A 23041-nucleotide genomic window follows, 5' to 3' on the forward strand; every position below is an offset into this window, starting at 1 on the left:
AGGGCTGTCTTGTCGTAACGGGTAGAGGCGCGGAAGCGAGCGAGGGAGACGGCCAGACCATGACCACCACAGCCGGGCCCGGCGACGAGCAGAGCGATCCGGGCCTCAGCGCGATCATGAGCGAGCGGCGCCGGCTGATCAATCTCGGCTACCGACTCCTGGGGTCACTCGCCGACGCGGAGGACGTCGTGCAGGAGACCTACGCCCGCTGGTACGCCATGTCCGCACGGGAGCAGCGGGCCATCGAGTCACCCGGCGCCTGGCTGGTGACGGTCGCCGGCCGCATCTGCCTGAACCTGCTCGGCTCGGCGCGGGCCAGGCGGGAGACGTACGTGGGCGACTGGATCCCGGAACCGCTGCCCGACCCCGCGGAGTGGATCACGGGGGGCTCCGGCGTCGGCGGGATCGACCCGGCCCATCGGGTCACCCTCGACGAGTCGGTGACGATGGCCTTCCTGGTCGTCCTCGATTCGATGACCCCGGCCGAGCGCGTCGCGTTCGTCCTGCACGACGTCTTCCGCTACCCCTTCGGCGAGGTCGCCGAGATCGTCGGCCGCACTCCGGCGGCGTGCCGCCAGCTGGCCTCGTCCGCCCGCCGTCGCGTCCGCACCGCGCGGACGCCGGCGGGCCCGACCGCCGGGCAGGCCGCCATCGTCAGCCGGTTCAGAACGGCATGGGAGGCCAAGGACATCGACGCCCTGATCAGCCTGCTCGACCCCGACGCCACCGCGACCGCCGACGGCGGCGGGCTGGCCGTCACCCACCTGCAGCCGATCGTGGGCGGTGAGCGGATCGCCCGCGCCTACGCCGAGATCGCCCGTGTGGCCGGCGACCGCACGACGTTCCGGGAGTGCACGGTCAACGGCCTGCCCGGCCTGGTGGCGCACCAGGACGGCACCATCGCGACCGTGTTCGCGTTCGAGATCGCGGGTGACCGGATCAGGCATATCTGGGCGGTGCGAAACCCCGAGAAGATCCGTCCCTGGCTGATCCAGCCCCCCACGTCAACGGGGTAGGTCAGGCGGAGATGAGGGCCTTGTCGGGCCAGCGGCGCGGGTCGCGCAGCCCGTACAGGCCGTGGCTGGTGTCGTAGCCCTCGGCGGCCAGCCCCTGCCGGGCACGTTCCAGCATCTCCCGCGTGTTCTTGGCGAACGCGTAGTCGTGGACCCGTTCCGGTACGGAGTTCATCGCCAGCCGGAACGAGCGCAGCGCGGCGGTGACGGCCGGCTGCGGTACCTCCGGCAGCGTCCCGTACATCTTCCGGGCCCAGTCCGGCAACGAGTAGTAGCAGAGCGCCCCGAACGGGAAGTAGCCCGGCTTGCCGGGCGCGAGGAACTTCAGGTTCTCCGGCATCGTCGGCCAGAGCAGGAACTTCACGGTGGCGGCGGCCTCCTCCGTGACCCGCAACTGCGGGCGCATGGAGGCCATGTACTCCTCCATCTCGCGGACGCTGCCCGGGACGTCCTCGGCGTGCAGGCCCACATGCGTCGCCGACTCGCGCTGCTCGTCGAGGTACCGGTCGGCCATCGCGTCCGTGAGCAGCAGCCCGGCCCGCCGCGCGGTCGTCAGGTACGAGTACACCTCCGCGCAGTGCACCCAGAGAAGCAGTTCGGGCTGGTCGAGCCGCTCCTTCTTGCCGGTGTCGTGGTTGAGGATCCGCAGGCTGCGGTGGATCGCGCGGACGCGGGCCGCCGCCGTCTCGACCTCTTCCTCACCGCCGAACGTGCACAGCCCGACGAAGTCGGAGGTGCGCTGGAGGCGCCCGAACGGGTCCTCCTGGAAGTTGCTGTTCTGCCAGACGCCCCACATGGCCATCGGGTGCAGGGCCTGGAACATGAGGCTACGCACGCCGCCGACCCACATGGACCGGTCGATGTGGACGCGCCAGGTGACGCTTTCGGGGGGCATGACGGTCGCGGGCATGCGGGGCACCTCGCCTTGAAGACAACACGGCACTCGTGAGACAAACTCAAGTAAGTGTGTCATTACACCGGCGTGCGCGCACCACCGGGCCCGCGTGAGCGACGTCACGCGGACCTGGACGGGTGCATCTCAGCGGGTCAGCGGGTGCTGCGTTCGGCTTGGTTCCAGAAGTCGGTGAGGGCGCTGGCCGTGGTCTCCGGGGCCTCCACGGCGGGGGAGTGTGCGGCGCCGGGGATGACCACCTTGGCGGCGTCGAGGCGTTCGGCCATGGCCGCCTGCACGGCGGGAGGCCAGGCGTCGTCGTTCTCGCCGTACAGGACCAGGATCCTGAGGTCGGCATCGTCGGCGATCTTGGCCAGCTCGTCCACCTGGTCGGGGGCCGAGGTCAGTTCGCCGCCCATCGCGACCAGGCCGGTCGGGCAGTTGGCCAGCGTGCGGGCCTTGAGGAAGCCGATGATCTTGGGGTGCAGGCCGTTGCGGAGCGCGTCCGGCTCCAGCCGGAGGGTCCAGATCTGCTCCAGCCCCACCACCGGGATGGCCTCGCACAGCGCCCGGGTGTTGTCGAACGACTTGCCGGCGATCGCGGCCGGGCCGGAGCCCATGATCGTGTACGAGGCGGGCAGCAGCCGCTCCGACAGGATCGCCTCCCGGGTGACCAGGCCGCCGAACGAGTGCCCGACCAGATGGACCGGATCGGGTCCGAGGGCGTCGGCCAGCGCGACGATGTCGGCGCCGAGCGCGGCCCGGGTGTAGTCGGCCGGGTCGTCGGAACCGGGCGTCTCGTACTGGCCGCGCTGGTCGACGGCCACGACCCGGCGCCCGGAGCGGGCGAGGGTCTGCAGCGCCGGCAGGAAGTCCTCCTTGCTGCCGGTGTAACCGGGGACCAGCAAGGCGGGACAGCGCTCGGGGACGCCCGAGCCGGGCAATGCCTCCAGCGCGGCGAAGCTACCGCGGGAGGTCTCGACCGACGTCCGGCGAACGCCGGGGGGCAGGGTCAGGAACCGGGGCGTACTCACAGGGTGCCACCCTACTCAATTCGTCCGCGAAGACACCGGTCAAGGTCCTTCGCTGGTAACGTCCGGGGCTGTGGAACGGGGGGTCGCGATCTCGGCGCATCGCCGCGACTCGGCGGGCCTAGCGGGCCTGCACGACGCGGCTGCGTCGGGGGCCGAGTACGTGGAGATCGATGTCCGCCGTACGTCCGACGGGGCGCTGGTCGTGCACCATGACGCCGCCGTCGCGGGGGTGCCGCTGAGCCGCTGCCCGTACCCGCGGCTGCGGGAGCTGGCGCCGCGGCCGGTACCGCTCGTGGCGGAGGCACTGGAGATCATCCGGGGCCGGGCCCGGGGCCATCTGGATCTCAAGGAGCGCGGCTGCGAGCACGAGGCGGTCGCGCTGGCGCTGGCGGCGTTCGGGCCGGACGGGTTCGTGGTGACGACCCGGGAGCCGGCCTCGATCGCGCAGATCAAGCGGCGCTTTCCCGAGGTGACCACCGCACTGTCGGTGGGGCGGGGTTTCTGGGAGCGGGGCGCCGCGGTCCGCGACTACGCCCCGCTACGCGCGATCCGCGAGTGCGGGGCCGACCTGGTGGCGATCAACCACCGGCTGGCGCGCGTCGGCGTGCTGGGCCGGTGCGCGCGCGCCGGTCTTCCCGCCATGGTCTGGACGGTCAACGCCGAGCCGCTGATGAGCCGCTTCCTCGCGGATCCGCGGGTCGCGGTGCTCATCACGGACTTTCCCGGAACGGCACTGCGGCTCCGGGGTTAGGGCCACGGTCACTGCGAGATCACGCGGAACGTGATCTCGCAGCGTGCGGATCAGGTGTTGAGCGAGCTTCCGGCCGGGGCGTCGCCCCCGGCGGAGGCCTGGCCGCCACGGGTACGGCGGCGGCTCCTGCTGCGCTTGCGCTCGGTCGCGACGGCACCGCCGGAACGGTCCTCGTCGGCGGCGGGCGCCGTCTTGGTGGCAGGTGCCTTGGTGACCGGCGCCGTGGTGGCGGGCTCGGCCTGGCCCTCGGTGGCTCCCGCTTCGACCGGGCGGCCGTTGCGGGTGCGGCTCCGGCTGCGCTTGCGCCGCTGGCGGGGGCGCTCGGGCTCGCTGTCGCGGTCGTGCTCGCGGTCATGCTCGCGGTCATGGCCGCGAGTCGGCTGCGACCGGGTCTTGCCGGTCTCGCCGATGTCCTCCAGCTCCTCGGCGTCCAGGCCGGCGCGCTCGCCGCGCTGCGCCTTGGGGAGCTTGCCGGTGGTGCCCGCCGGGATCCCCAGCACCGAGTAGAAGTGCTCGGAGGTGGAGTAGGTCTCCTCCGGGACGGCGCAGTCCATGCCCAGGGTGCTGTTGATCAGCTTCCAGCGGGTGAGGTCGGACCAGTCGACCAGCGTGACCGAGACGCCTTCCTTGCCGGCCCGGCCGGTACGGCCGATCCGGTGGATGTAGGTGTCGGCGCTGTCGGGGCACTCGTAGTTGACCACGTGGGTGACGTCGTCGACGTCCAGCCCGCGGGCCGCCACGTCGGTGGCCACCAGCACATCGATCTTGCCGTTGCGGAACGCGCGCAGTGCCCGTTCCCGCTGGCCCTGGCCGAGGTCGCCGTGCACGGCCGCGGCGGCGAAGCCGCGCGAGGCCAGATCGGCGGCGACCCTGTCGCAGGTCCGCTTGGTCTGGCAGAAGACCATGGTCAGCCCGCGGCCGTCGGCCTGCAGCAGCCGCGCCACCATCTCCGGCTTGTCCATCTGGTGGGCCTGCCAGACATGCTGGACGACCTGGGGAGTGGCCTCGGACTCGGTGTGCGACTCGGCCCGTACGTTGGTCGGACGGGTCAGGTAGCGGCGCGACAGCGACACGATCTCGCCCGGCATGGTGGCCGAGAAGAGCATGGTCTGGCGCTTGGCCGGGATCTGCTCGACGATCCGCTCGATGTCGGGCAGGAAGCCCAGGTCGAGCATCCGGTCGGCCTCGTCCAGCACCAGGATGCAGACCTGGGACAGGTCGAGGTGCTTCTGCTTGACCAGGTCGAGCAGTCGCCCGGGCGTGCCGACGACCACGTCGACGCCGTCGCGCAGCGCCGAGATCTGGGGCTCGTACGCGCGGCCGCCGTACACCGGCAGCACGCGGGTGCCGAGCTTGCCGCCGGCGACCACGAGGTCCTCGGTGACCTGGAGGGCCAGCTCACGGGTGGGGGCGACGACCAGGGCCTGGGGCCGCTTGCCGCCGTGCTCGATCCGCTGCAGCAGCGCCGCGCCGAAGGCGAGCGTCTTGCCGGTGCCGGTACGGGCCTGGCCGATGATGTCGTGCCCGCTCAGCGCGATCGGCAGAGCGAGCTCTTGGATGGGGAACGCGTCCACGATGCCCTCGGTGGCGAGGGCATCGGCTATCTCGGGTACGACCCCGAGTTCGCGAAAGGTAGTCAGGGCTTTCAGCCTCCAATATGCGGGGTCCTCACTCCCGGGCGGCGGCGCTCGTCACCCCGGTGCCGCGGCTTCGCGGCACGCCGGGTCGAGTGGGCCGCGCGCTCGCGCGGGAGGGACCAGCCGTCGATCAAGATTCCTTCGGCGACCGCAGTCAGGGGTTGAAAGCAGTCACGCGCTGTGGCTGCGTGCGGTCACACTCCGCAACGCAGTGTACCGACCGTGGCATGCGTACACCAATGGTCGATCTCTTATGAGAACACATTGCCCCGTACCGGCTATTCCCACTGCCGTTGGGGCTGGTGTATATGAGGTCGCTGAAGAGTAGCGGGCCGGGTGTCACGGGCGTGGCGCGGGGGTGGGCACCCGCCTATACAGGCGCGGCGGAGCCCGGAATCCCGTACGGCCACTGTCGGCCAACCGCGTGCATGATCATGACATTCTGGGATTCGCCGGGATCGTTTGCCGTACAGGAGCGGGCACGGAGGGTGGGACGCATGCGTTCGGGTGGGGCATCGACGGGGAGCGGGGTGCCGTCCGGAGGACGGCCGGTTGCGGCCGCGGGGGCGCGATGACCGGCCCGGAGCCCGCGCCCGGATGGCGGATCGGCGGGTTCACCGAGGTACGCGACCTCGGTACGGGGGCGCAGGGCCGGGTGGTGCTGGCCCGGCACGACGAGGGCGGCGGACCGGTCGCGATCAAGTACCTGGCCCGCAGGGACGGCGACGGCCGGGCCGTCCAGGGGCTGCGTGACGAGGCGGCCATGCTCGCCCGGGTCACCGACCCGCATGTGGTGCGGGTCTACCGGTTCGTCACCGGGAGCCAGGGTGCCGCGCTGGTGATGGAGGCCGTGGACGGCGTCTCGCTCAAGCGGATGCTCGAGGAGAGCGGCGCGCTGGAGCCGGAGGCGGCGCTGGCGGTCCTGAAGGGCTCGCTGCTGGGACTGGCGGCGGCGCACGCGGCCGGTGTCGTCCATCGCGACTACAAGCCGGGCAACGTGGTGGTGCGGGCCGACGGGCTGAGCAAGCTGATCGACTTCGGGATCGCGGTGCTGTCGGGCGAGGGCTCGCGCTCGGGGACGCCCGCGTACATGGCACCCGAGCAGTGGAACGGCGAGCCCGCGTCCCCGGCCACGGACGTGTACGCGGCGACCTGCGTGTTCTTCGAGTGCGTCACGGGCCGCCGGCCGTACGTGGCCGACGGCGCCGCGGGCCTGATGTACCGGCATCTGAGCGTGGCCGTCCCGGTGGAGGCCGTACCGGAACGGCTGCGCGACCTGGTGGCGCGGGGGATGGCCAAGGAGCCCGGCGAGCGGCCGCCGGGCGCCGCCGCGTTCGTGACCGAACTGGAGGCGGCCGCGACGTCGGCGTACGGCCCGGACTGGGAACGGCGCGGCACCCGCGCGCTCGCGGTCGCGGCGGTGACGCTGGCCGCCCTCTTCCCGCTGGGCGCCGCAGCCCTCGGCTCCGGCGGGGCGGCGGTCGGCGTGAGTGCCGCCGGTGCCGCGAGCGCGGCCGGTGGAGCCGGGGCCGGAGCCGCAGGAGCGGGCGCCGGTGCCGGTGCCGCCAGCGGTGGTGTCCTGGCCGCGACCGGGGCCAAGGTCGCGGTGGCGGTCGGCGCGGCCACCGCCGTGGCGGCCGGAGGCGGGACGGCCGCGTACGTCGTGGCCGACCAGGACGATCCCGTCACCCGCCCGGTCGCCGCCGTCTCCACCATGAACACCACCACCGCGATCCCCGGACGGCCCAGCCTCCAGGTCCAGAACGCGCAGTTCGTCCAGCTGAGCGGCCTGGTGGACGACGGGCTCGTGCGGCGGGTCAACAGTGCCCTGCGCGCGCCGCTGGACCGCCGGATCGCCGCGTTCCGCACGTACATCGCGGGGAATCACACCGGTGCGGCCGTGCCGGGATGCGCCACCGTGGGGAGCAAGGCCACCGTCCGTTACAGCGGCCCCCGGCTGGTCTCGGTGTTCTACGCGTTCGAGACCAAGACCTGCTCGGTCGCCGACGAGGACATCGCGCCGAGGGAGACGGTCACCGTCGACCTGCGGACGGGGCGGGTGCTCGGCGCGGAGGACGTCTTCCGGGACCTGAGCGCGTCCGGGGTCGCCGCGATCGGGCGCCTGCTGCCCCCGGAGACCACCCAGGACCGGTACTGCCTGAGCGGGCCGCTCAAGCCCGCCGACCTGGAGCCCGATCCGCGCGGAGTGCCCGGCATCGCGACGGTGCAGGTGACGTTCACCAGGGAGAACGTCCAGCTCGAGTACGTCGTGCCGCACGCGGAATGCGGCCTCGGCGCGGTCTGGCCGGTGCCCTATGCCAAGATCATCGATCTGATCAAGCCCGAGGTGGCGGCGCTGCTGCCGGTGGCCTCCCCGAGCCCGGAACGGACATGAGCGAGAACTGGCGCGTCGACGGATTCACCGAGGTACGGGAGCTGGGCGCGGGGGCGCAGGGACGGGTCGTGCTGGCCCGGCACGCCACCGCCGGGACGCCCGTGGCGATCAAGTACCTGAGCCGGCGGGAGGAGGACGGCACCGCCATCGACCAGCTCAGGGAAGAAGCGGTCATGCTGGGCCGGGTCACCGACCCGCACGTGGTCCGGCTCTACCGGTTCGTGGCCGGAGAGCAGGGCGCCGCGCTGGTGATGGAGGCCGTGAACGGGGTCTCGCTCAAGGAACTGCTGACCCGGTACGGGGCGCTGGGGCCAGAGGCCGCGCTGACCGTACTGAAGGGCTCGCTGCTCGGCCTGGCCGCCGCCCATGAGGTCGGGGTCGTGCACCGCGACTACAAGCCCGCGAACGTGGTCGTTCAGGCCGACGGGCTCAGCAAGCTGATCGACTTCGGGATCGCGGGCTTCTCCGGCGAAGGGGCGCGTTCGGGGACGCCCGCGTACATGGCCCCCGAGCAGTGGAACGGCGAGCCCGCGTCCCCGGCCACCGATGTGTACGCGGCGACCTGCGTGTTCTTCGAGTGCGTCACGGGCCGCCGCCCGTACGAGGGCAAGGGCCTGGGCGTGCTGCGGGAGGGGCACCTCAACACGGCCCCGCCGGTGGAGGCCGTTCCCGGGCCGCTGCGGGCGCTCGTGGCGCGCGGGATGGCCAAGGCGGCGGAGCAGCGCCCGTACGGGGCCGCCGAGTTCGTCGCCGAGCTGGAGTCTGCCGCGACGGCCGCGTACGGGCCCGGCTGGGAGCAGCGCGGCGTGCGGGCCATGGCCGGCGCGGCGGTGGCGCTGGCGGCGCTGTTCCCGCTGATCGCCGCCGGGCTGATGCCCGCGGCCTCCGCCGGTGTCGCGGGCACCGCGGCGGCGGGCTCGGCCGCCGGGGCCGGAGCCGCCGGAGCTGGAGCTGGAGCCGCCGGGGCCGGAGCCGGGGCCGGAGCGGCCGGAGCCGGGGCCGCTGGGGCCGGAGGCGGCGCGGCGGCGGGCGGCGCGGGCGCGGGCGCGGCAAGCGGTGCCGGGGCGGCGGGCGGCGCGGGCGGCGTCGGGGCCGTGGCGGGTACGTCCGGCGGCGGGATCTTCGCCGCCGCCAGTACCAAGATCGTGGCGACGGTGGCCGCGACCACGCTCGCGGCGGGCGGGGCAGGCGCGTACGTCGTCGGGACCGGCGGCGGCGACGCACCGCCCGCAGCCGCCGCGCTGGTCCCGGTCAGCGCCAAGGTCGTGACCGCGAACCGGCCGGCGGGCGGCGGCTCGGCCGCGGCGTCGCAGCAGTACGTGACCATCAGCGGGCACCGCGACAACGCCGTCGAGAAGCGGATCAACGCCGCCCTGCGCGCCGCGTCCGACACGGGGCTGGCGAGCTACCGCAAGGAGTACGCGGGGCGGGAGGACGTCCAGGAGGTGCACTCCACCGCCCAGGTGACGCTCAGCACCAAGCGGCTGCTGTCGGTGTCCTACGGCTTCGGGGTCAGCCCCAAGCCGGGCTCGTTCGGCAACTGGGTGAAGAACTTCACCAGCGGCAGCACGGTCGTGATCGACCTGTCCAACGGCCGCACGCTCGGTGCCGCCGACCTCTTCAAGGCAACCACGTTCCAGCCCGCCGGATTGACCGCGCTGGCCGATGTGCTGAAGCGGGGCGACCGCTGCCTGCGGCCCGATGCGCCGTTCCTGGACGAGCCGCTCAAGCCGTTCCGGTTCAAGGCCACCGACCTGCACCGGCCCGGATCGGCGATCCAGGTGGACCTGCGGCCGAAGGAAGTGAACGTCGAGATCGCGGTGGAGAGGCTCGACATGACCATGAGCGGCCAGGTGTGCCAGACCGTCAGCGTCGCGTTCCCGGTGGGCGAGCTCGCGCGGTTCATGACGCCGCTGGTGGTGGACGAGATGAGGTCGGCCACCCCGACGCCGTCCCCGTCCGGCACGCCCTAGCCGTTCGTGCGGAGGCGTACGGAGACAGGGGAAGGCCCCCGCGTGCAGGGCGCGGGGGCCTTCGTCGTGGAGTCAGGGGGTAGGGGTCAGTGGGTTCAGTGGGTGTGGCGCTTGGCGCGCCAGCCCTTGCCGCCGCCACGGGTGTTCATCGCGGTCAGCGCGGCCACGCCGAGCGCGGCGATCACCACCGCGAAGACGATCGCGACGAGCGTGCTGGCACCGAGCGCGTCGGCCACCACGCCGCCGAGCAGCGCGCCGGCGATGCCGACGAGGATCGTCAGCAGGATTCCGATGGGGTTGCGGCCGGGGACGATCAGCCGGGCCACTGCCCCGACGACGGCCCCGACGACGATGAACCAGAGGATCGTCGTGAGCATGGTCGATCACCATCCGTTCTCGAGGGTCGCGTTTCCTGTCGGTGACCACGACCCGCGGTCGGCGATCGATATGCCCGTTCAGTCGGGTTCAAACCTGGAGGGGAGCCGATGCAGGTCAGGCGTACTGGCTGCCGCCGAAGCCGACCGTCCGGCCCTCCTCCTCGGTGATCTCCAGGTAGCCGACCCGGTCGGCGGGCACCACCACCCGGCCGCCGCGCTGGTCCTTGAGCACCAGGACGCCGCGTTCCTCGGCCAGCGCGTCGCCCAGCGCGCGCTGTACCTCCTCGGCGGTCTCCGCCGTCTCGACCACGAGCTCCTTGGGCACGAACTGGACGCCGATGCGAACCTGCACGGATGCTCCCTGTGTCCCTCGGGCCCCGCCACCCCCGGCGGGACGTCCGACTCCGATGGTCGCACGAAGATCGGCACGCGCGTCCGCGCGGGCGCTGCGCCGTGAGTGAACGCCGAGCCGTGCGTGAACGCGGCGTGCGTGAACGCGGCGCCGCGCGTGAACGCGGCGCCGTGGGCGAACAGGGTCAGGGGTTCATCGGGAAGCCCGAGATACCGCGCCAGGCGAGCCGGGCGATGATCTTCTCGGCGGTGTCCTTGGGGATGGCCCGGCGCTGCGAGAGCCAGTAGCGGGCGCTGACCTCGGCCATGCCGACCAGGCCCATGCCGAGCAGGTACGCCTCGTCGGTCGGGGCGTCGGTGTCCTCGGCGATCACGCGCGCGATCATCTCGGCGCACTGCTGGTTGGCCCGCTCGACCCGCGCGCGGACCGGGGCCACGTTGCGCAGGTCGGACTCGAAGACCAGCCGGTAGGCCTCGCCGTCGCCGGACACGAAGTCGTAGAAGGCGCCCATGCTGGCCTGCACGCGCAGCTTGTTGTCCGAGGTGGACTCCAGCGCGTCGCGGACGGTCTTCACCAGGCCCTCGGCGTGCTCGTCGAGCAGCGCCAGGTAGAGCTCGAGCTTGCCGGGGAAGTGCTGGTAGAGGACGGGCTTGCTGACGCCCGCCCGCTCGGCGATCTCGTCCATCGCCGCGGCGTGATAGCCCTGGGCGACGAACACCTCCTGGGCCGCGCCGAGCAGTTGCCTGCGGCGCGCCAGTCGCGGCAGTCGCGTGCCACGAGGGCGGGCGTCCGGGGTCGCGGTCACCACACTCTCCGATCACCGAATCAGTGCGACGGAAAGGGGTACCCGTCGCTGGGAACCAATCTGCTCATCCTACGCGCCGGTAACCTCGCGGGTCACCCACAACGCCGAGGCGATCGGCTGTGACGCGGCACAGCGGCCCGATCGGGACCGGATCGAGATCAGCGGTAGTCGTCCTCGTCGAGGTCGACCACCCGACCCTGCTCGGCCGCGTCGGCCTCGTTCGCGTCGAAGGGTACCTGCTGCGGCCACTCCAGGCGGCCGTCATCGTCACGGAGGGCGGTCCGCTGCTCGGCGGCGTCGGCCTCCGGGGCCTCCTCGCCCACCTCGTTCCCGGGCTCCTGGTCGGCTCGGTCCATCTCGCTCATCTGCGTCATCCTTCCCCGCGAGGCCGTGGCGGCGAGGTCGTACCCGGCCACCGCCCGGTCCATTCCCGCCGGTCCTCCTCGCCGGCCTCCGACCTGTTCACAGGGACGGCCGGTCCTCGTCCAGCAGCGGCGCGAGCAGGTCGCCGTGCTCGTCCACCCTGGCCAGCGCCTCGTCGGGCGTGAACCTCAGCCGGTCGGCGCCGTCGCAGGCCTCCAGTTCCTTCCAGGTGATCGGGGCGGAGATCGAGGGCGAATCGGCGGCCCGCAGCGAGTACGGGGCGACCGTCGTCTTGGCCGGGTTGTTCTGGCTCCAGTCGACGAAGATCTTCCCCTTGCGCAGCCGTCGCTCCATCTTGCTGACCACGAGGCCGGGATGCTCGGACTCCAGCCGCTGCGCGGCCTCCTTGGCGTACTCCGACGTCCGCGAGCTCTCCTTGATCGGCACGTACAGGTGCAGGCCCTTCTTGCCGCTCGTCTTCGGGTACGACTCCAGCCCGTCCGACGCCAGCAGATCGCGCAGCAGCCGGGCCACCTCGCACGCGTCCACGATCGTCGCGGGCGCGCCCGGGTCCAGGTCGAACACCATCAGGTCGGGGCTGTGCAGCTTGCCGCGCGGTCCCACCCTCCACTGCGGGACGTGCAGTTCCAGCGCCGCGAGGTTGGCGCACCACACCAGCGTCGGAAGATCGTCCACGACGATGAAGTCCAGATGGTCGCGGCCGGTGGAGCTGCCCGGGGTGGGGACCCGCGCGGTACGGACCCAGTCCGGCGTGTACGAGGGCGCGTTCTTCTCGAAGAACGAGCCGCCGTGCACCCCTTCGGGCCAGCGGATCCGGGTCGCGGGACGGTCCTTCAGATGCGGCAGCATCACCGGCGCCATCCGCACGTAGTAGTCGATGACCTCGCTCTTGGTGAACTCCGGGTACAGGTTCTTGTCGAGGTTGGAGAGCGCCAGATCGCGGCCTTCCACCTGGACGCTGGTCTTCTTAGGGCTCACGCGTCACCTCGAGTGGGTCCTTGTCGTCGCGCAGGCCGCGCCACGACGGGAAGCGCAGCCGGCCGTCCCTGGTCCGAACGCTGTAGGCGACCTCCCCGACGAGGCGCGGCTCAACCCATTGCGCGTCGCGGGCGAACTCGCGCGGTACGGGCTCGTCGTACGGGCTGACCGGGCGGCGCAGCGGCCATAGCGCCAGGTACAGCTCGTCCAGCGTCCGGTCGCTGAAGCCGGTGCCGACATGGCCGACGAAGCACAGCCGCCCCTTGCCGTCGTACTCGCCGAGCAGCAGCGACCCGACCCCGCCCTCGCGCCGGCCCTTGCCCGGCTTCCAGCCGCAGACCACGACCTCGCGGGTGAGGAAGTTCTTGACCTTGCGCCAGAACTCGACCCGCCGGCCCGGCCGGTAAACCGAGTCCAGCCGTTTGGCCATCAGGCCCTCAAGATGCTGCTCCTTGGTGAACTCCATCAGCTCGGCGACCTGCGCGGCGTCCCCGCCGTCCAGGAACGGCGGCACCTCGACCGGTCCCGTACCGGCCAGGTCCAGGTCCGCCAGCAGCGTCCGGCGGTCGATGTAGGGCATGTCGTGCAGCAGGTTCCCGTCCAGGTAGAGCAGGTCGAACACCACGTACCTGACCGGGACCTCGCGGATCAGCCGGGGGTCGGGGCGGGCGACGTGCATCCGGCGCTGCAGCCGCTCGAAGCTGGGGCGCCCGTCCTCGAACGCCACCACCTCGCCGTCCAGGATCACGTCGTGGTGCGGCAGCAGGTCCGAGAGGCCGGACAGCTCGGGGTAGCGTCCGGCCAGTTCGGTGGTGCGGCGCCCACTGGCCCGGACGCCGTCGGCGGACACGTAACTGATCACGCGGACGCCGTCCCACTTGAGCTCCAGCCCCCAGAGCTTGGTGTCGTCGGGGAGGTCTCCGGTGGCGGCCATCATGGGGCGTACGGGCCACGGCATGGTCATATCCGCGTCTTACCCTCCCCTCCGCTCGGAGAAAAAAGGATCAAGAGCGTCTTTCTGGCGTAAATCGCGCCCGGTTGCGACGCTAAGGAGCACAGGTGCCGGGGTAAGGACGGATCATGCGCAGTATCTGGAAGGGCGCGATCTCCTTCGGCCTGGTGACGATCCCGGTGAAGGTCTACTCCGCGACCGAGCAGCGGGACGTCTCCTTCCACCAGGTGCACCGGGAGGACGGCGGCCGGATCAAGTACAAGCGGGTCTGCTCCGTCGACGGCGAGGAGGTCCCGTACTCCGACATCGCCAAGGGCTTCGAGCTGCCCAGCGGCGAGATGGTCGTGCTCACCGACGAGGACTTCGCCGACCTCCCGCTGTCCAGCAGCCGGCGCATCGACGTCCTGCAGTTCGTCGAGCAGGACGAGGTGGACCCGATCTACTTCGCCAAGACGTACTACCTGGAGCCGGACGCGCAGGGCTCCAAGCCGTACGTGCTGCTGCGCGACGCGCTGGAGCAGTCCGACCAGGTCGCCATCGTCAAGGTGGCGCTGCGCCAGCGCGAGTCCCTCGCGACGCTGCGGGTCCGCGGCGGCGTCTTCGTCCTGGAGACCATGCTCTGGCCGGACGAGGTGCGCGCGCCCGACTTCCCGTTCCTGGAGGAGGACATCGAGATCCGCAAGCAGGAGCTCAGCATGGCCACCTCGCTGATCGAGAGCATGCAGGGGGAGTTCGATCCGTCCGACTACAAGGACGCCTACCGGGAGGCGCTGCAGGCCGTGATCGACGCCAAGATCGAGGGCCGCGAGGTCACCCGGCCCGAGCCGGAGGCCGAGGGGGAGCCGGCCGCCGACCTGCTGAGCGCGCTGCGCGCGAGCGTCGAGGCCGCCAAGAAGGACCGCGGCGAGAAGAAGCCCGCCGCCAAGAAGAAGGCACCGGCCAAGTCGTCCTCCGCCAAGTCGGGCCCGGCCAAATCCGGCCCGGCCAAGTCGTCTCCGGCCAAGAAGACCGAACCCAAGCCGCGCAGCCGCAAATCCGCCTAGCCCGCTCTGTTGACTCGTGGCGTGTTCGCCCTCCCACGGCCGCAGACAGGCGAACACGCCACGAGTCAACGGGGTGGGTGGGCGGCGAGCCGCCGCTGGCTCGCCGCCGGGTCACGCCTCGTTCAGGAGCCGAACGGGACGGTGGTGCAGAAGAGGCGGTCGCCCGCTTCCCCCGTCTGGTGGTCGGTGGGCTTGGCGTGCACGACCACCGAGCCCGCGGTGTCCTTAGCGATCTTCCACGGCACGACGGCCTTGGACGTCGCGCGGCCCTTCCGGTCGACCTTGATGTCGAGCCAGACCTCCTTCTCGCGCAGCGGCGTACCGGGCTTGGCGGCCGGGTTCTGGTAGTGGCCGCCGGCGGCGCCGGGCTTGGGCCCGCACGCGTTGCGGTGGACGTGGGCCCCGAAGCGCTTGCCCTTGGCGGACTTCGGCATGCCGGTCACCTTCAGGCGGACGGTCGTCTTGCCGTGCTCGGTACGGACGTGGACGTTCGTCTTCACCTTCTTGTACGCCTTGACGTAGGTGTTGGTCGGGCCGCTGGCCTTGACCCTGTGCGGCTCCGGGCACGCCTGCGCCGTGCCCGCGAGCAGGCCGAGCGCGAGCCCCGTGGTGGCGCAGGTGAGGACCGCGCGTCTGATCGTCGGCATGATGTCTCCCTCTCGTCGAGTGACGGACGGAACGATCATGCACACGGAACGTGATCAGCGCATCACTCGAACGGCGACAGGGACGGCCGCTTCGCCGAGATTTCATCTCCGGAAGACCGGCCGCGGAGACGGCGGCCGACCCAGGGGGCCAGATGGCCGCGCGCCCAGCGCACGTCGAACAGCAGCTGCGCGCCCCGGCTGAGCTCGGGCAGCGGGTCCAGTTCCGGTACGCGCCAGTCGCCGAGGCCGGGGACGCCGAGGGTCTCCAGCATGGCCAGCGCGACCCGGCGGTGGCCTTCGGGCCCCATGTGCAGGCGGTCCACGTCCCACATCCGCCAGTCGCGCAGGACGTCCATCGACCACTGGTCCACCACGTACGCGCCGTGCCGGACGGCGATGCCGCGCAGGTGCTCGTTGAAGACCGCGACGCGGCCGCGGGTCCGGCGGATCACGGCGCTGCCGACCGGGTCCACGCCCGTGAACAGCACCACGTCGGCGCCGGCGGCACGCAGCCGGGCCACCGCCTCGTTCATCCGCCCGGCCAGGACGTCGACGTCCGTGGCGGGGCGGAGCAGGTCGTTGCCGCCGCCCGAGAGCGACACCAGGTCGGGCTCCAGGGCGAGCCCCGCGGGCAGTTGCTCGTCGATGACCGCGTCCAGCAGGCGGCCGCGGATCGCGAGGTTGGCGTAGGCGAAGCCGCCGGTACGGGCGCTCAGCTCCGTCGCCACGCGGTCCGCCCAGCCCTGCCAGCCGCCGCCCGGGTAGGGGTCCCCGATCCCTTCGGTGAACGAGTCGCCGATCGCCACATATCGCGTCCATGCCATGCCCACCATGCTATTGACCTGCGGTGAATCACCCGAACAGGGGTGCGCCAGGCCAAGCCAGGCGCACCCCTGTTCGGGCGGTGCCGGTCCAGGTGCGGGTTCAGGTGCCGGCGGGCTCCAGCGGCCGTTCGGCCGGGACGTCGCTCTCGCGGATCCCGTACCGCCGGTGGACGCGGGCGAGCGGCCCGGGCGCCCACCAGTTGGCGCGGCCGAGCAGCCGCATGGTCGCCGGTACGAGCAGCGCCCGCACGATCGTCGCGTCCACCACGATCGCGATCACCATCCCGACCCCGGTCATCTTGATGAACGTGATCCCGGAGGTCGCGAACGCCCCGATCACCACCACGAACAGCAGCGCGGCACTGGTGATGATGGCGCCGGTGCGCTGCAGGCCGATCGCGACGGCCGGGGTGTTCTCGCCGGTCAGGTCGTACTGCTCGCGGACCCGGGAGAGCAGGAACACCTCGTAGTCCATCGAGATCCCGAACAGCATGGCCAGCATCAGGATCGGCATCGCGGGCGAGATGGAGCCGGTCGCGGTGAAGTCCAGCAGGCCGGACAGGTTGCCGTCCTGGAAGATCAGCACCACCGCGCCGAACGTGGCCGACAGCGACAGCAGGTTCATCAGGATCGCCTTGAGCGGCAGCACGATCGACCCGAACGCCAGGAAGAGCAGCACGAACGTGGCGAGCCCGACCGTGAGCGCCAGCCAGGGCAGCGTGCCGGCCAGGCTGTCGAGCTGGTCGACGACCTCGGCCGTGACGCCCCCGACGTAGACCTCGGCCCCCGCCGGCGGGGCCACGGCGCGGACGTCACGGACCAGGTCCCGGGCGGCGCCGGAGTTGGGGTCCGCCTCGTACAGCAGCGTGATGCGGGTGGTGTCGCCCTCGGCTCCGGTGGGAGCGGCACCGGTGATGCCCGGGACGGCGCGGAGCCGTTCGGTGAACGCGCCGATCCGGGCCCGGTCGGCGGTGCCGTCGGCGACGACGACGATCGGGCTGGTGGCGTTCCGGGTGAACTTCGACTCCAGCGTCTCCGCGACGACCCGCTGCTCGGTGCCGGCGGGCAGGACCTTGCCGTCCACTCCGCCCCAGTTGACGCCCAGGAACGGGGCGCCGAGAGCGAGCAGCAGCGCGACCGTGGCGACGGCGTAGATCAGCGGGCGGCGCATCACGCTGTGCGCCAGCCGGTACCACCAGCCGCTCTCGGACGGGCCGGTGCCGGCGCGCTTGCGGCGGCGGACCGGCAGGGCGTTGACCCGGTGGCCGAGGACGGCGAGCAGCGCGGGCAGTACGGTCAGCGCGCCGAGCATGCAGACGAGGACGGTCGCGATCCCGCCGTACCCCATCGAGACCAGGAAGTTCTGCTCGAACAGCAGCAGCCCGGCCAGCGACACCCCGACGGTGATCCCGGAGACCGCGACCGTACGGCCGGCGGTGGCCATCGTCGCGGCCAGCGCGTCCTCGGTGGACGAGGTACGCCCCAGCTCCTCCCGGAACCGGCTGACCACGAACAGCCCGTAGTCGATCGCCAGGCCCAGCCCGAGGAACGTGGTGATGTTGACCGCGAAGATCGATACGTCGGTCACGTAGGTCAGCAGGTGCAGCGCGGTGAACGAGCCGAGGATCGCCACCCCGCCGATCAGCAGCGGCAGGCTCGCCGCGACCGCGCCGCCGAAGATGACCAGCAGCAGGATCACCAGGATCGGCAGCGCCATGCTCTCGGCGCGGGCGATGTCGGCCGAGACCCGGTCGTTGATCGCCACCTCGGTGGGGATGGCGCCGCCGACCTCGGCGGTCAGCCCGCCGCCCACCTTGCCCAGATCGTCGCGGACGGCCTCGTACGCGCCGTCCCGCGCCTCGGCGTCGCCGGCCAGCCCCAGCACGGCGTACGTGCTGGTGCGGTCCTGGCTGACGAGCTGCGGCGACTTCGTCGTCCAGTACGTGGCGACGCTGCCGATCTCGCCGGCCGGCAGTGCGGCCAGCGCGCCCTCGACGGCGCTCCGGTATCCCGGGTCGTCGACGGTGCGGCCGTCGGCGGCGGTGTAGAGGATCACCACGTCGGCGTCGTCGCGGCCCAGTGCCTGGGTGGCGACCCGGGAGGCCCGGTCGCTGTCGCTGCCCGGCGTGTCGAACCCGCCGGCCGAGGTGAGCGCGCCGAACACCCCCGTACCCCACACGGCCCCGGCGATGATCGCGACCAGCGCGGCCGCGAGGACCGGCCGCCTCCGCCGGTACGTCCACCGGCCCCAGCTCTCGAACATGTCCGTTCTCCCCACTGAATCGCTACACACCGTCACGTCAGTGAACGGCGTTTACTTGCGAACAGTGTTAACTTTGCATACGGCGTTAGCTTTCGTCAACGGGGTGAATGGGGAATCATGCGGAGGCGGCCGGCCCGTGCAGATTGACGGGCAGGTGGGACGGGCCGGCGGACGTGCCGGCGGACGTGCCGGCGGACGAGGTGGAAGAGGGCGAGCGGTGGAAGAGGAGCGCGTGGTGAAGTCACGGCGTGACCGGCTGCGCGAGGCGACCGTCCGGGAGATCACCGGAACGGCCCGGCGGATCCTGGTCGAGCAGGGACCGCAGGCGGTGACGCTGCGGGCGATCGCCCGCGAGATGGGCATGACCGCCCCGGCCCTGTACCGCTACTTCGGCAGCCACGAGGAACTGCTGCGCCACCTGATCGCGGAGATCTTCGGCGAGCTCACCGACGCGCTGAGGGAGGGGCTGCACGCGCTCCCCGGGGGCGACATGAGCGCCAAGTTCCTGACGGCGGCCCGGACCTTCCGGCGCTGGGCGTTCGCGCACCGGCGGGAGTACGCGCTGGTGTTCGGCGCTCCGCTGCCGGGACTCGCCGTCCACGCCGACCACGGCGTGCAGGCCGACCTGGCCGAGGAGAACGCCCGGCAGTTCGGCTGGACGTTCCTGATGCTGTACCTGGAGCTGTGGCGCAAGCACCCGTTCCCCATCGCGGACGAGGAGGACATCGATCCGCGGCTGCGCGAGCAGCTCCGGCGCTACCGGGAGCTGGCGCTGGGCGGGTTGGACCTGCCGCTCGGGGTGCTCCAGGCGTTCCTGCAATGCTGGATGCGCCTGCAGGGGGCCGTCAGCCTGGAGGTCTTCGGGCATCTGGCGTTCGCCCTGGACGACGCCGAGCCGATGTTCGAGCTGATGCTCATCGAGATCGCGGCCGACCTCGGGCTGGAGTACGCGTCCCCGGCCTGCGCGCAGGCCGGGGACGCGACCCCTGGGGAACCTCGGCTCCCCGAGGAGCCTCGGCTACCTGGAGAACCTCAGTAGGAGGGCAGGCTCGGGTCGATCTGCTTGACCCAGGCCAGCACGCCGCCGCCCACGTGGACGGCGTCGGCGAAGCCGGCGTTCTTGACGACCGCCAGGGCCTCGGCGCTGCGCACGCCCGACTTGCAGTGCAGGACGATCTTCTTGTTCTGCGGCAGCCGCTCCAGCGCGCTGCCGTCCAGGAAGTCGCCCTTGGGGATCAGCGTGGCGCCCGGGATCGAGACGATCTCGTACTCGTTCGGCTCGCGCACGTCGATCAGGAAGATGTCGTCGCCGCGGTCCTGCATGGCCTTCAGCTCGGTGGCCGTGATCGTGGCGTCCTTCACCGCGTCGGCGGCCTCCTCGGAGACCGCGCCGCAGAACGCCTCGTAGTCGTCCATCAGGCCGGTCTGCGTCGGGTTCTTGCCGCACAGCGGGCACTCGGGGTCCTTGCGGACCTTGACCTGCCGGTACGTCATCTCCAGCGCGTCGTAGATCATCAGCCGGCCGACCAGCGGGTCGCCGATCCCGGCCAGCAGCTTGATCGCCTCGGTGGTCTGGATCGAGCCGACCGACGCGCACAGCACGCCGAGCACGCCGCCCTCGGCGCAGGAGGGGACCATCCCGGGGGGCGGGGGCTCGGGGTAGAGGCAGCGGTAGCAGGGACCGTGCTCGGCCCAGAACACCGACGCCTGGCCGTCGAACCGGTAGATCGAACCCCACACGTACGGCTTGCCGAGCAGCACCGCGGCGTCGTTCACCATGTAGCGGGTGGCGAAGTTGTCGGTGCCGTCCAGGATCAGGTCGTACTGGTTGAAGATGTCCATCACGTTGTCGTTGTCGAGCGCCGTGTTGTGCACCACGACGTCGATCAGCGGGTTGATCTCGCGGACCGTCTCGGCGGCCGACTCGGCCTTGGGCCTGCCCAGCGACGACTGGCGGTGGATGACCTGGCGCTGCAGGTTGGACTCGTCCACGATGTCGAAGTCGATGATGCCGAGGGTGCCCACGCCGGCCGCGGCCAGGTACATCAGCGCGGGGGAGCCGAGGCCGCCCGCGCCGACGCACAGGACCTTGGCATTCTTGAGCCGCTTCTGCCCGGCCATCCCGACATCGGGGATGATCAGATGCCGGGAGTAACGATTGACCTCGTCATGGGTGAGCTCCGCTGCGGGCTCGACCAGAGGTGGCAACGACACGGTGAGTGCTCCTGTGCTGACGCTCGGCTGGGGTTCAGGCGGCAGACGCCATCGGCTGCGCTTGCCTCTTCACGGCACAACCTTGCCATGCCGCCGGGCATTCCCCCCAGGTGAGGGCCACTCTGGGCGGGCGGCGCCGGTGCCGGGCCTTGACAGATCACCCTGACGACAGGGCGGAACGGGGCAAAGCACAGCTAATCTGTGCGGTTGTGGCGTTCATGCCCCCTCCCCCCATGCCGCCGGCCCCCTCGGGTCCTCCGGCGAATCCGGCCGGCGTCCCGCCGGCCGCCGCGGCCCCGCCCGCGACCGTGCTCGGCCTGCGCGGGCGCCAGTGGATGGTCGTCGCGGCCGCGCTCGCGTCCTGCTACCTGATGATGAGCGCCGTGGCGCTCACCGGCTCCTACGCCATGCTGAACCGCGAGCCCACCAACGCCGAGCTGCAGTGGGCCGCGAAGGCCGAGGTGGCGCGCCGCTGGCAGGTCTGGCCGTCCGGACGGATCTTCCCCGAGCGGGTGGCCTACACCGTGCGCCGGGAGAAGAGCGAGCTCGCCTCCCGGACCGGGATCGTGCCGCAGACCGGCTGCGACACGGCCGTCGACCCCGAGTACACCGCGGTGCTGCGCCGGCACGGCTGCCGCGCCATCCTGCGCGCCACGTACGCCGACCAGCTCCAGGGCATCGTGGTCACGGTCGGCGTGGTCGCGTTCCCGGACGAGTGGCGCGCCGACAAGGCGATGAGGGCGCTGCCCGGGACGCCGGACGAGGACCGGTCGGGCGGCGTACGGCCCGCGCTGCGCGCCTCGCCGTTCCCCGGTACGGCCTCCGCCCGGTTCACCGACGCCGCCCGGCAGGATCGAACCGTCACCCGGGAAGGCCCGTACGTCCTGCTGACCACCTCCGGGTACGCCGACGGCCGCCCGGCCGAGGCGATCACCAAGAAGCGTCCGGGCCGGCCGTTCGGTCTGGCGTCGGAGCTGGCCTTCGCCATCTCCAAGCCCCTCGCCACGCAGGCCCTGCCGGACTGCTCGAAACGCGAATGGCGGTGCTGACCCCGGTGCTGACGGTGCCGACAACGCGGACGGCTCGCAGGACGGCGAGCGGGGCCGTGGCCCTGCTGGCGCTGGCCGCCGCCGTCCTGGTCCCCGCCGCCCCCGTCCAGGCCGACGAGATCCGCGACCGGCAGCGGCCGATGATGCGGACGCTGGACCTGGAGACCGCGTGGAAGACCACCCGCGGCAAGGGCGTGACCGTGGCCGTCGTGGACTCCGGGACGGACCCGAAGCAGGCCGACCTGGCCGGCTCGGTCACCACCGGTCCCAACATGCTGGCCGACATCGACGGCGACAGCCGCCCGGCCCGGCTGCACGGGACCTCGATGGCCTCGCTCATCGCAGGGCACGGGCACGGGCCCGGCCGCCGGAACGGGATCATGGGCGTGGCCCCGCAGGCGCGCATCCTGGCCATCCGCGGCATCGGCGAGCCCGAGGACGCCTCCTACGCGCGCTTCCGCTCGTCGGAACGGGCCGAGGACGCGGTGGCGCGCGGCATCAAGTACGCCGCCGACAAGAACGCCGACGTCATCAACCTCTCGCTCGGCCACTACTCCGAGAGCCCGACGGAGCGCGAGGCCATCGCGTACGCCATCGGCAAGGGCGTCGTGGTCGTCGCGGCGGCCGGCAACGACGGCGACAAGAAGAGCCGGCTGGACGAGGACGGCTTCGCCGACTACACCTACCCCGCGTCCTACCCGGGCGTGATCGCGGTGGCCGCCACCGACGACGACCACCGGCGCGCCAAGTTCTCCAACGCCAACTACTCGGTACTGGTCTCGGCCCCCGGCGACGGCATCCCGTCCGCGGGCCCGGGCAGCGACTACTACATGTCCTCCGGGACGAGCGACTCCACCGCGCTGGTGTCCGGCATCGCCGCCCTCATCCGGTCGCGGCACCCGAAACTGCCTCCGACGCTGGTCGCCCAGGCGCTCGTGCAGAGCACCCGGTACGCGCCCGGCAAGACCTACGACGAGCAGGTCGGCTTCGGCGAGGTCAACGCCGCCCGCGCGCTCACCGCGGCGGACGCCCTGACCAAGCCGCGTGCCGGGGCCGCGGGCAAGTCCGCCGGGCAGCGCTTCGGTACCGGCGACACCGGGCCGGTAGACGTGATCGAACATCCCGCCTGGATGAGCGCCGTCGCCGCCGTCGTCACGACCGCGGGCATCGCCGGCACCGTGACGGCACTCCTCATCTGGATCACGCTTGCGCGCCGCAATCCCCGGCGCGCGCGGCCCGCGTTCGCCGGAATTCCCGCCGGCGCGGGGCCACCGCCGCCGCGCTCGGCTCCGGACTCTTGGACGCCGCCGCGCGCGGCTCCGGACCACTGGACGCCGCCGGGATCGGGTGCGGGCCCGCCTCCCCGGACCTCCCGGGACCTCCGCGTCCAGCCGCCCGCGGAGCCTCCGCAGGGCTGGGGACCGCCGCCGGATCCGCGCGAGCCGTACTGACCCCGGT

At 72.0% G+C, this 23041-nt stretch carries 21 protein-coding genes; 8 read left to right on the forward strand and 13 right to left on the reverse strand.

What is annotated here, in order from left to right:
* Positions 1–59 precede the first annotated feature (59 nt).
* A complete protein-coding gene (gene sigJ / locus ACH34Q_RS24150; protein WP_395985307.1) occupies positions 60–1016 on the forward strand; it encodes an RNA polymerase sigma factor SigJ in 957 nt (318 codons plus the stop codon).
* A gap of 1 nt (position 1017) precedes the next feature.
* Here the strand turns inward: sigJ and ACH34Q_RS24155 are convergent, their stop codons facing one another.
* Together ACH34Q_RS24155 and ACH34Q_RS24160 are read right to left on the reverse strand one after the other, a co-directional pair.
* Entirely contained in the window at positions 1018–1923 is a 906-nt protein-coding gene (locus ACH34Q_RS24155; protein WP_395985308.1) for an oxygenase MpaB family protein, read from the reverse strand.
* 137 nt (positions 1924–2060) lie between these two features.
* Positions 2061–2939 (reverse strand): alpha/beta fold hydrolase, encoded by an 879-nt coding sequence (locus ACH34Q_RS24160; RefSeq protein ID WP_395985309.1) that lies wholly within the window; start codon positions 2937–2939, stop codon positions 2061–2063.
* Positions 2940–3009: 70 nt separating this feature from the next.
* Here ACH34Q_RS24160 and ACH34Q_RS24165 point away from each other — a divergent pair, with 70 nt between their 5' ends.
* Positions 3010–3690: a glycerophosphodiester phosphodiesterase gene (locus ACH34Q_RS24165; protein WP_395985310.1), complete on the forward strand. Its 681-nt coding sequence runs from the start codon at positions 3010–3012 to the stop codon at positions 3688–3690.
* A gap of 50 nt (positions 3691–3740) precedes the next feature.
* Here ACH34Q_RS24165 and ACH34Q_RS24170 read toward each other — a convergent pair whose 3' ends face one another.
* The gene (locus tag ACH34Q_RS24170; protein WP_395985311.1) at positions 3741–5264 is read right to left on the reverse strand and encodes a DEAD/DEAH box helicase; all 1524 of its coding nucleotides are present in this window, start codon (positions 5262–5264) and stop codon (positions 3741–3743) included.
* A 634-nt stretch (positions 5265–5898) separates the two neighbouring features.
* Between ACH34Q_RS24170 and ACH34Q_RS24175 the strand changes: the two genes are divergently transcribed.
* Together ACH34Q_RS24175 and ACH34Q_RS24180 are read left to right on the forward strand one after the other, a co-directional pair.
* Complete coding sequence (locus ACH34Q_RS24175) at positions 5899–7722, forward strand: serine/threonine-protein kinase (RefSeq protein ID WP_395985312.1); 1824 nt, start codon at positions 5899–5901, stop codon at positions 7720–7722.
* Positions 7719–9695, forward strand: coding sequence for a serine/threonine-protein kinase (locus ACH34Q_RS24180; RefSeq protein ID WP_395985313.1), 1977 nt, complete (start codon positions 7719–7721; stop codon positions 9693–9695). The genes ACH34Q_RS24175 and ACH34Q_RS24180 overlap by 4 nt, the downstream gene beginning before the upstream one ends.
* Before the next feature lie 95 nt (positions 9696–9790).
* On the opposite strand, the gene ACH34Q_RS24185 is transcribed toward ACH34Q_RS24180, so the two are convergent.
* The 6 genes from ACH34Q_RS24185 to ligD (ACH34Q_RS24210) form a co-directional block, all read right to left on the reverse strand.
* Positions 9791–10072, reverse strand: a complete 282-nt coding sequence (locus ACH34Q_RS24185; RefSeq protein ID WP_395985314.1) for a GlsB/YeaQ/YmgE family stress response membrane protein — start codon at positions 10070–10072, stop codon at positions 9791–9793.
* Positions 10073–10187: 115 nt separating this feature from the next.
* Complete coding sequence (locus ACH34Q_RS24190) at positions 10188–10424, reverse strand: DUF3107 domain-containing protein (protein WP_395985315.1); 237 nt, start codon at positions 10422–10424, stop codon at positions 10188–10190.
* Positions 10425–10608: 184 nt separating this feature from the next.
* On the reverse strand, positions 10609–11229 hold the full coding sequence (locus ACH34Q_RS24195) for a TetR/AcrR family transcriptional regulator (RefSeq protein WP_395985316.1): 621 nt from the start codon (positions 11227–11229) through the stop codon (positions 10609–10611).
* A gap of 158 nt (positions 11230–11387) precedes the next feature.
* Positions 11388–11657, reverse strand: coding sequence for a hypothetical protein (locus ACH34Q_RS24200; RefSeq protein WP_395985317.1), 270 nt, complete (start codon positions 11655–11657; stop codon positions 11388–11390).
* A 34-nt stretch (positions 11658–11691) separates the two neighbouring features.
* Positions 11692–12591 (reverse strand): non-homologous end-joining DNA ligase, encoded by a 900-nt coding sequence (gene ligD / locus ACH34Q_RS24205; RefSeq protein ID WP_395985318.1) that lies wholly within the window; start codon positions 12589–12591, stop codon positions 11692–11694.
* Positions 12581–13555, reverse strand: coding sequence for a non-homologous end-joining DNA ligase (gene ligD / locus ACH34Q_RS24210; protein ID WP_395985319.1), 975 nt, complete (start codon positions 13553–13555; stop codon positions 12581–12583). Before ligD (ACH34Q_RS24210) ends, ligD (ACH34Q_RS24205) begins: the two co-directional genes overlap by 11 nt.
* A gap of 116 nt (positions 13556–13671) precedes the next feature.
* On the opposite strand from ligD (ACH34Q_RS24210), the gene ACH34Q_RS24215 reads away from it, so the two are divergent.
* Positions 13672–14586 (forward strand): Ku protein, encoded by a 915-nt coding sequence (locus tag ACH34Q_RS24215; RefSeq protein WP_395985320.1) that lies wholly within the window; start codon positions 13672–13674, stop codon positions 14584–14586.
* A 122-nt stretch (positions 14587–14708) separates the two neighbouring features.
* On the opposite strand, the gene ACH34Q_RS24220 is transcribed toward ACH34Q_RS24215, so the two are convergent.
* From ACH34Q_RS24220 to ACH34Q_RS24230, 3 genes are all read right to left on the reverse strand, one after another.
* The gene (locus tag ACH34Q_RS24220; RefSeq protein WP_395985321.1) at positions 14709–15233 is read right to left on the reverse strand and encodes a superoxide dismutase family protein; all 525 of its coding nucleotides are present in this window, start codon (positions 15231–15233) and stop codon (positions 14709–14711) included.
* Between the two features lie 62 nt (positions 15234–15295).
* Positions 15296–16057 (reverse strand): SGNH/GDSL hydrolase family protein, encoded by a 762-nt coding sequence (locus ACH34Q_RS24225; RefSeq protein WP_395985322.1) that lies wholly within the window; start codon positions 16055–16057, stop codon positions 15296–15298.
* 100 nt (positions 16058–16157) lie between these two features.
* A complete protein-coding gene (locus ACH34Q_RS24230) occupies positions 16158–18320 on the reverse strand; it encodes an MMPL family transporter (RefSeq protein WP_395985323.1) in 2163 nt (720 codons plus the stop codon).
* 235 nt (positions 18321–18555) lie between these two features.
* Here ACH34Q_RS24230 and ACH34Q_RS24235 point away from each other — a divergent pair, with 235 nt between their 5' ends.
* On the forward strand, positions 18556–19359 hold the full coding sequence (locus ACH34Q_RS24235; RefSeq protein ID WP_395985324.1) for a TetR/AcrR family transcriptional regulator: 804 nt from the start codon (positions 18556–18558) through the stop codon (positions 19357–19359).
* Here ACH34Q_RS24235 and moeZ read toward each other — a convergent pair.
* Positions 19353–20534, reverse strand: a complete 1182-nt coding sequence (moeZ, locus tag ACH34Q_RS24240) for an adenylyltransferase/sulfurtransferase MoeZ (RefSeq protein ID WP_395985325.1) — start codon at positions 20532–20534, stop codon at positions 19353–19355. The genes ACH34Q_RS24235 and moeZ overlap by 7 nt on opposite strands.
* Positions 20535–20767: 233 nt before the next feature.
* On the opposite strand from moeZ, the gene ACH34Q_RS24245 reads away from it, so the two are divergent.
* Together ACH34Q_RS24245 and ACH34Q_RS24250 are read left to right on the forward strand one after the other, a co-directional pair.
* On the forward strand, positions 20768–21583 hold the full coding sequence (locus tag ACH34Q_RS24245) for a hypothetical protein (RefSeq protein ID WP_395985326.1): 816 nt from the start codon (positions 20768–20770) through the stop codon (positions 21581–21583).
* Positions 21571–23034 carry a S8 family serine peptidase gene (locus ACH34Q_RS24250; protein ID WP_395985327.1) on the forward strand — a complete coding sequence of 488 codons (1464 nt, stop codon included), beginning with the start codon at positions 21571–21573 and terminating at the stop codon, positions 23032–23034. The genes ACH34Q_RS24245 and ACH34Q_RS24250 overlap by 13 nt, the downstream gene beginning before the upstream one ends.
* Positions 23035–23041: the final 7 nt, after the last annotated feature.

Origin of the sequence: Actinomadura sp. 9N407 (assembly GCF_044326315.1) — a bacterium.
Classification (GTDB): Bacteria; Actinomycetota; Actinomycetes; order Streptosporangiales; family Streptosporangiaceae; genus Spirillospora.

Excerpts from the sequence above, each read along its gene's own strand:
- sigJ (WP_395985307.1), top strand. The coding sequence starts at position 60 with ATGACCACCACAGCCGGGCCCGGCGACGAGCAGAGCGATCCGGGCCTC.
- ACH34Q_RS24155 (WP_395985308.1), bottom strand. The coding sequence starts at position 1,923 with ATGCCCGCGACCGTCATGCCCCCCGAAAGCGTCACCTGGCGCGTCCAC.
- ACH34Q_RS24175 (WP_395985312.1), top strand. The coding sequence starts at position 5,899 with ATGACCGGCCCGGAGCCCGCGCCCGGATGGCGGATCGGCGGGTTCACC.
- ACH34Q_RS24180 (WP_395985313.1), top strand. The coding sequence starts at position 7,719 with ATGAGCGAGAACTGGCGCGTCGACGGATTCACCGAGGTACGGGAGCTG.
- ACH34Q_RS24185 (WP_395985314.1), bottom strand. The coding sequence starts at position 10,072 with ATGCTCACGACGATCCTCTGGTTCATCGTCGTCGGGGCCGTCGTCGGG.
- ACH34Q_RS24200 (WP_395985317.1), bottom strand. The coding sequence starts at position 11,657 with ATGGACCGGGCGGTGGCCGGGTACGACCTCGCCGCCACGGCCTCGCGG.
- ligD (WP_395985319.1), bottom strand. The coding sequence starts at position 13,555 with ATGACCATGCCGTGGCCCGTACGCCCCATGATGGCCGCCACCGGAGAC.
- ACH34Q_RS24215 (WP_395985320.1), top strand. The coding sequence starts at position 13,672 with ATGCGCAGTATCTGGAAGGGCGCGATCTCCTTCGGCCTGGTGACGATC.
- ACH34Q_RS24220 (WP_395985321.1), bottom strand. The coding sequence starts at position 15,233 with ATGCCGACGATCAGACGCGCGGTCCTCACCTGCGCCACCACGGGGCTC.
- ACH34Q_RS24225 (WP_395985322.1), bottom strand. The coding sequence starts at position 16,057 with ATGGCATGGACGCGATATGTGGCGATCGGCGACTCGTTCACCGAAGGG.
- ACH34Q_RS24230 (WP_395985323.1), bottom strand. The coding sequence starts at position 18,320 with ATGTTCGAGAGCTGGGGCCGGTGGACGTACCGGCGGAGGCGGCCGGTC.
- ACH34Q_RS24245 (WP_395985326.1), top strand. The coding sequence starts at position 20,768 with ATGCCGCCGGCCCCCTCGGGTCCTCCGGCGAATCCGGCCGGCGTCCCG.
- ACH34Q_RS24250 (WP_395985327.1), top strand. The coding sequence starts at position 21,571 with ATGGCGGTGCTGACCCCGGTGCTGACGGTGCCGACAACGCGGACGGCT.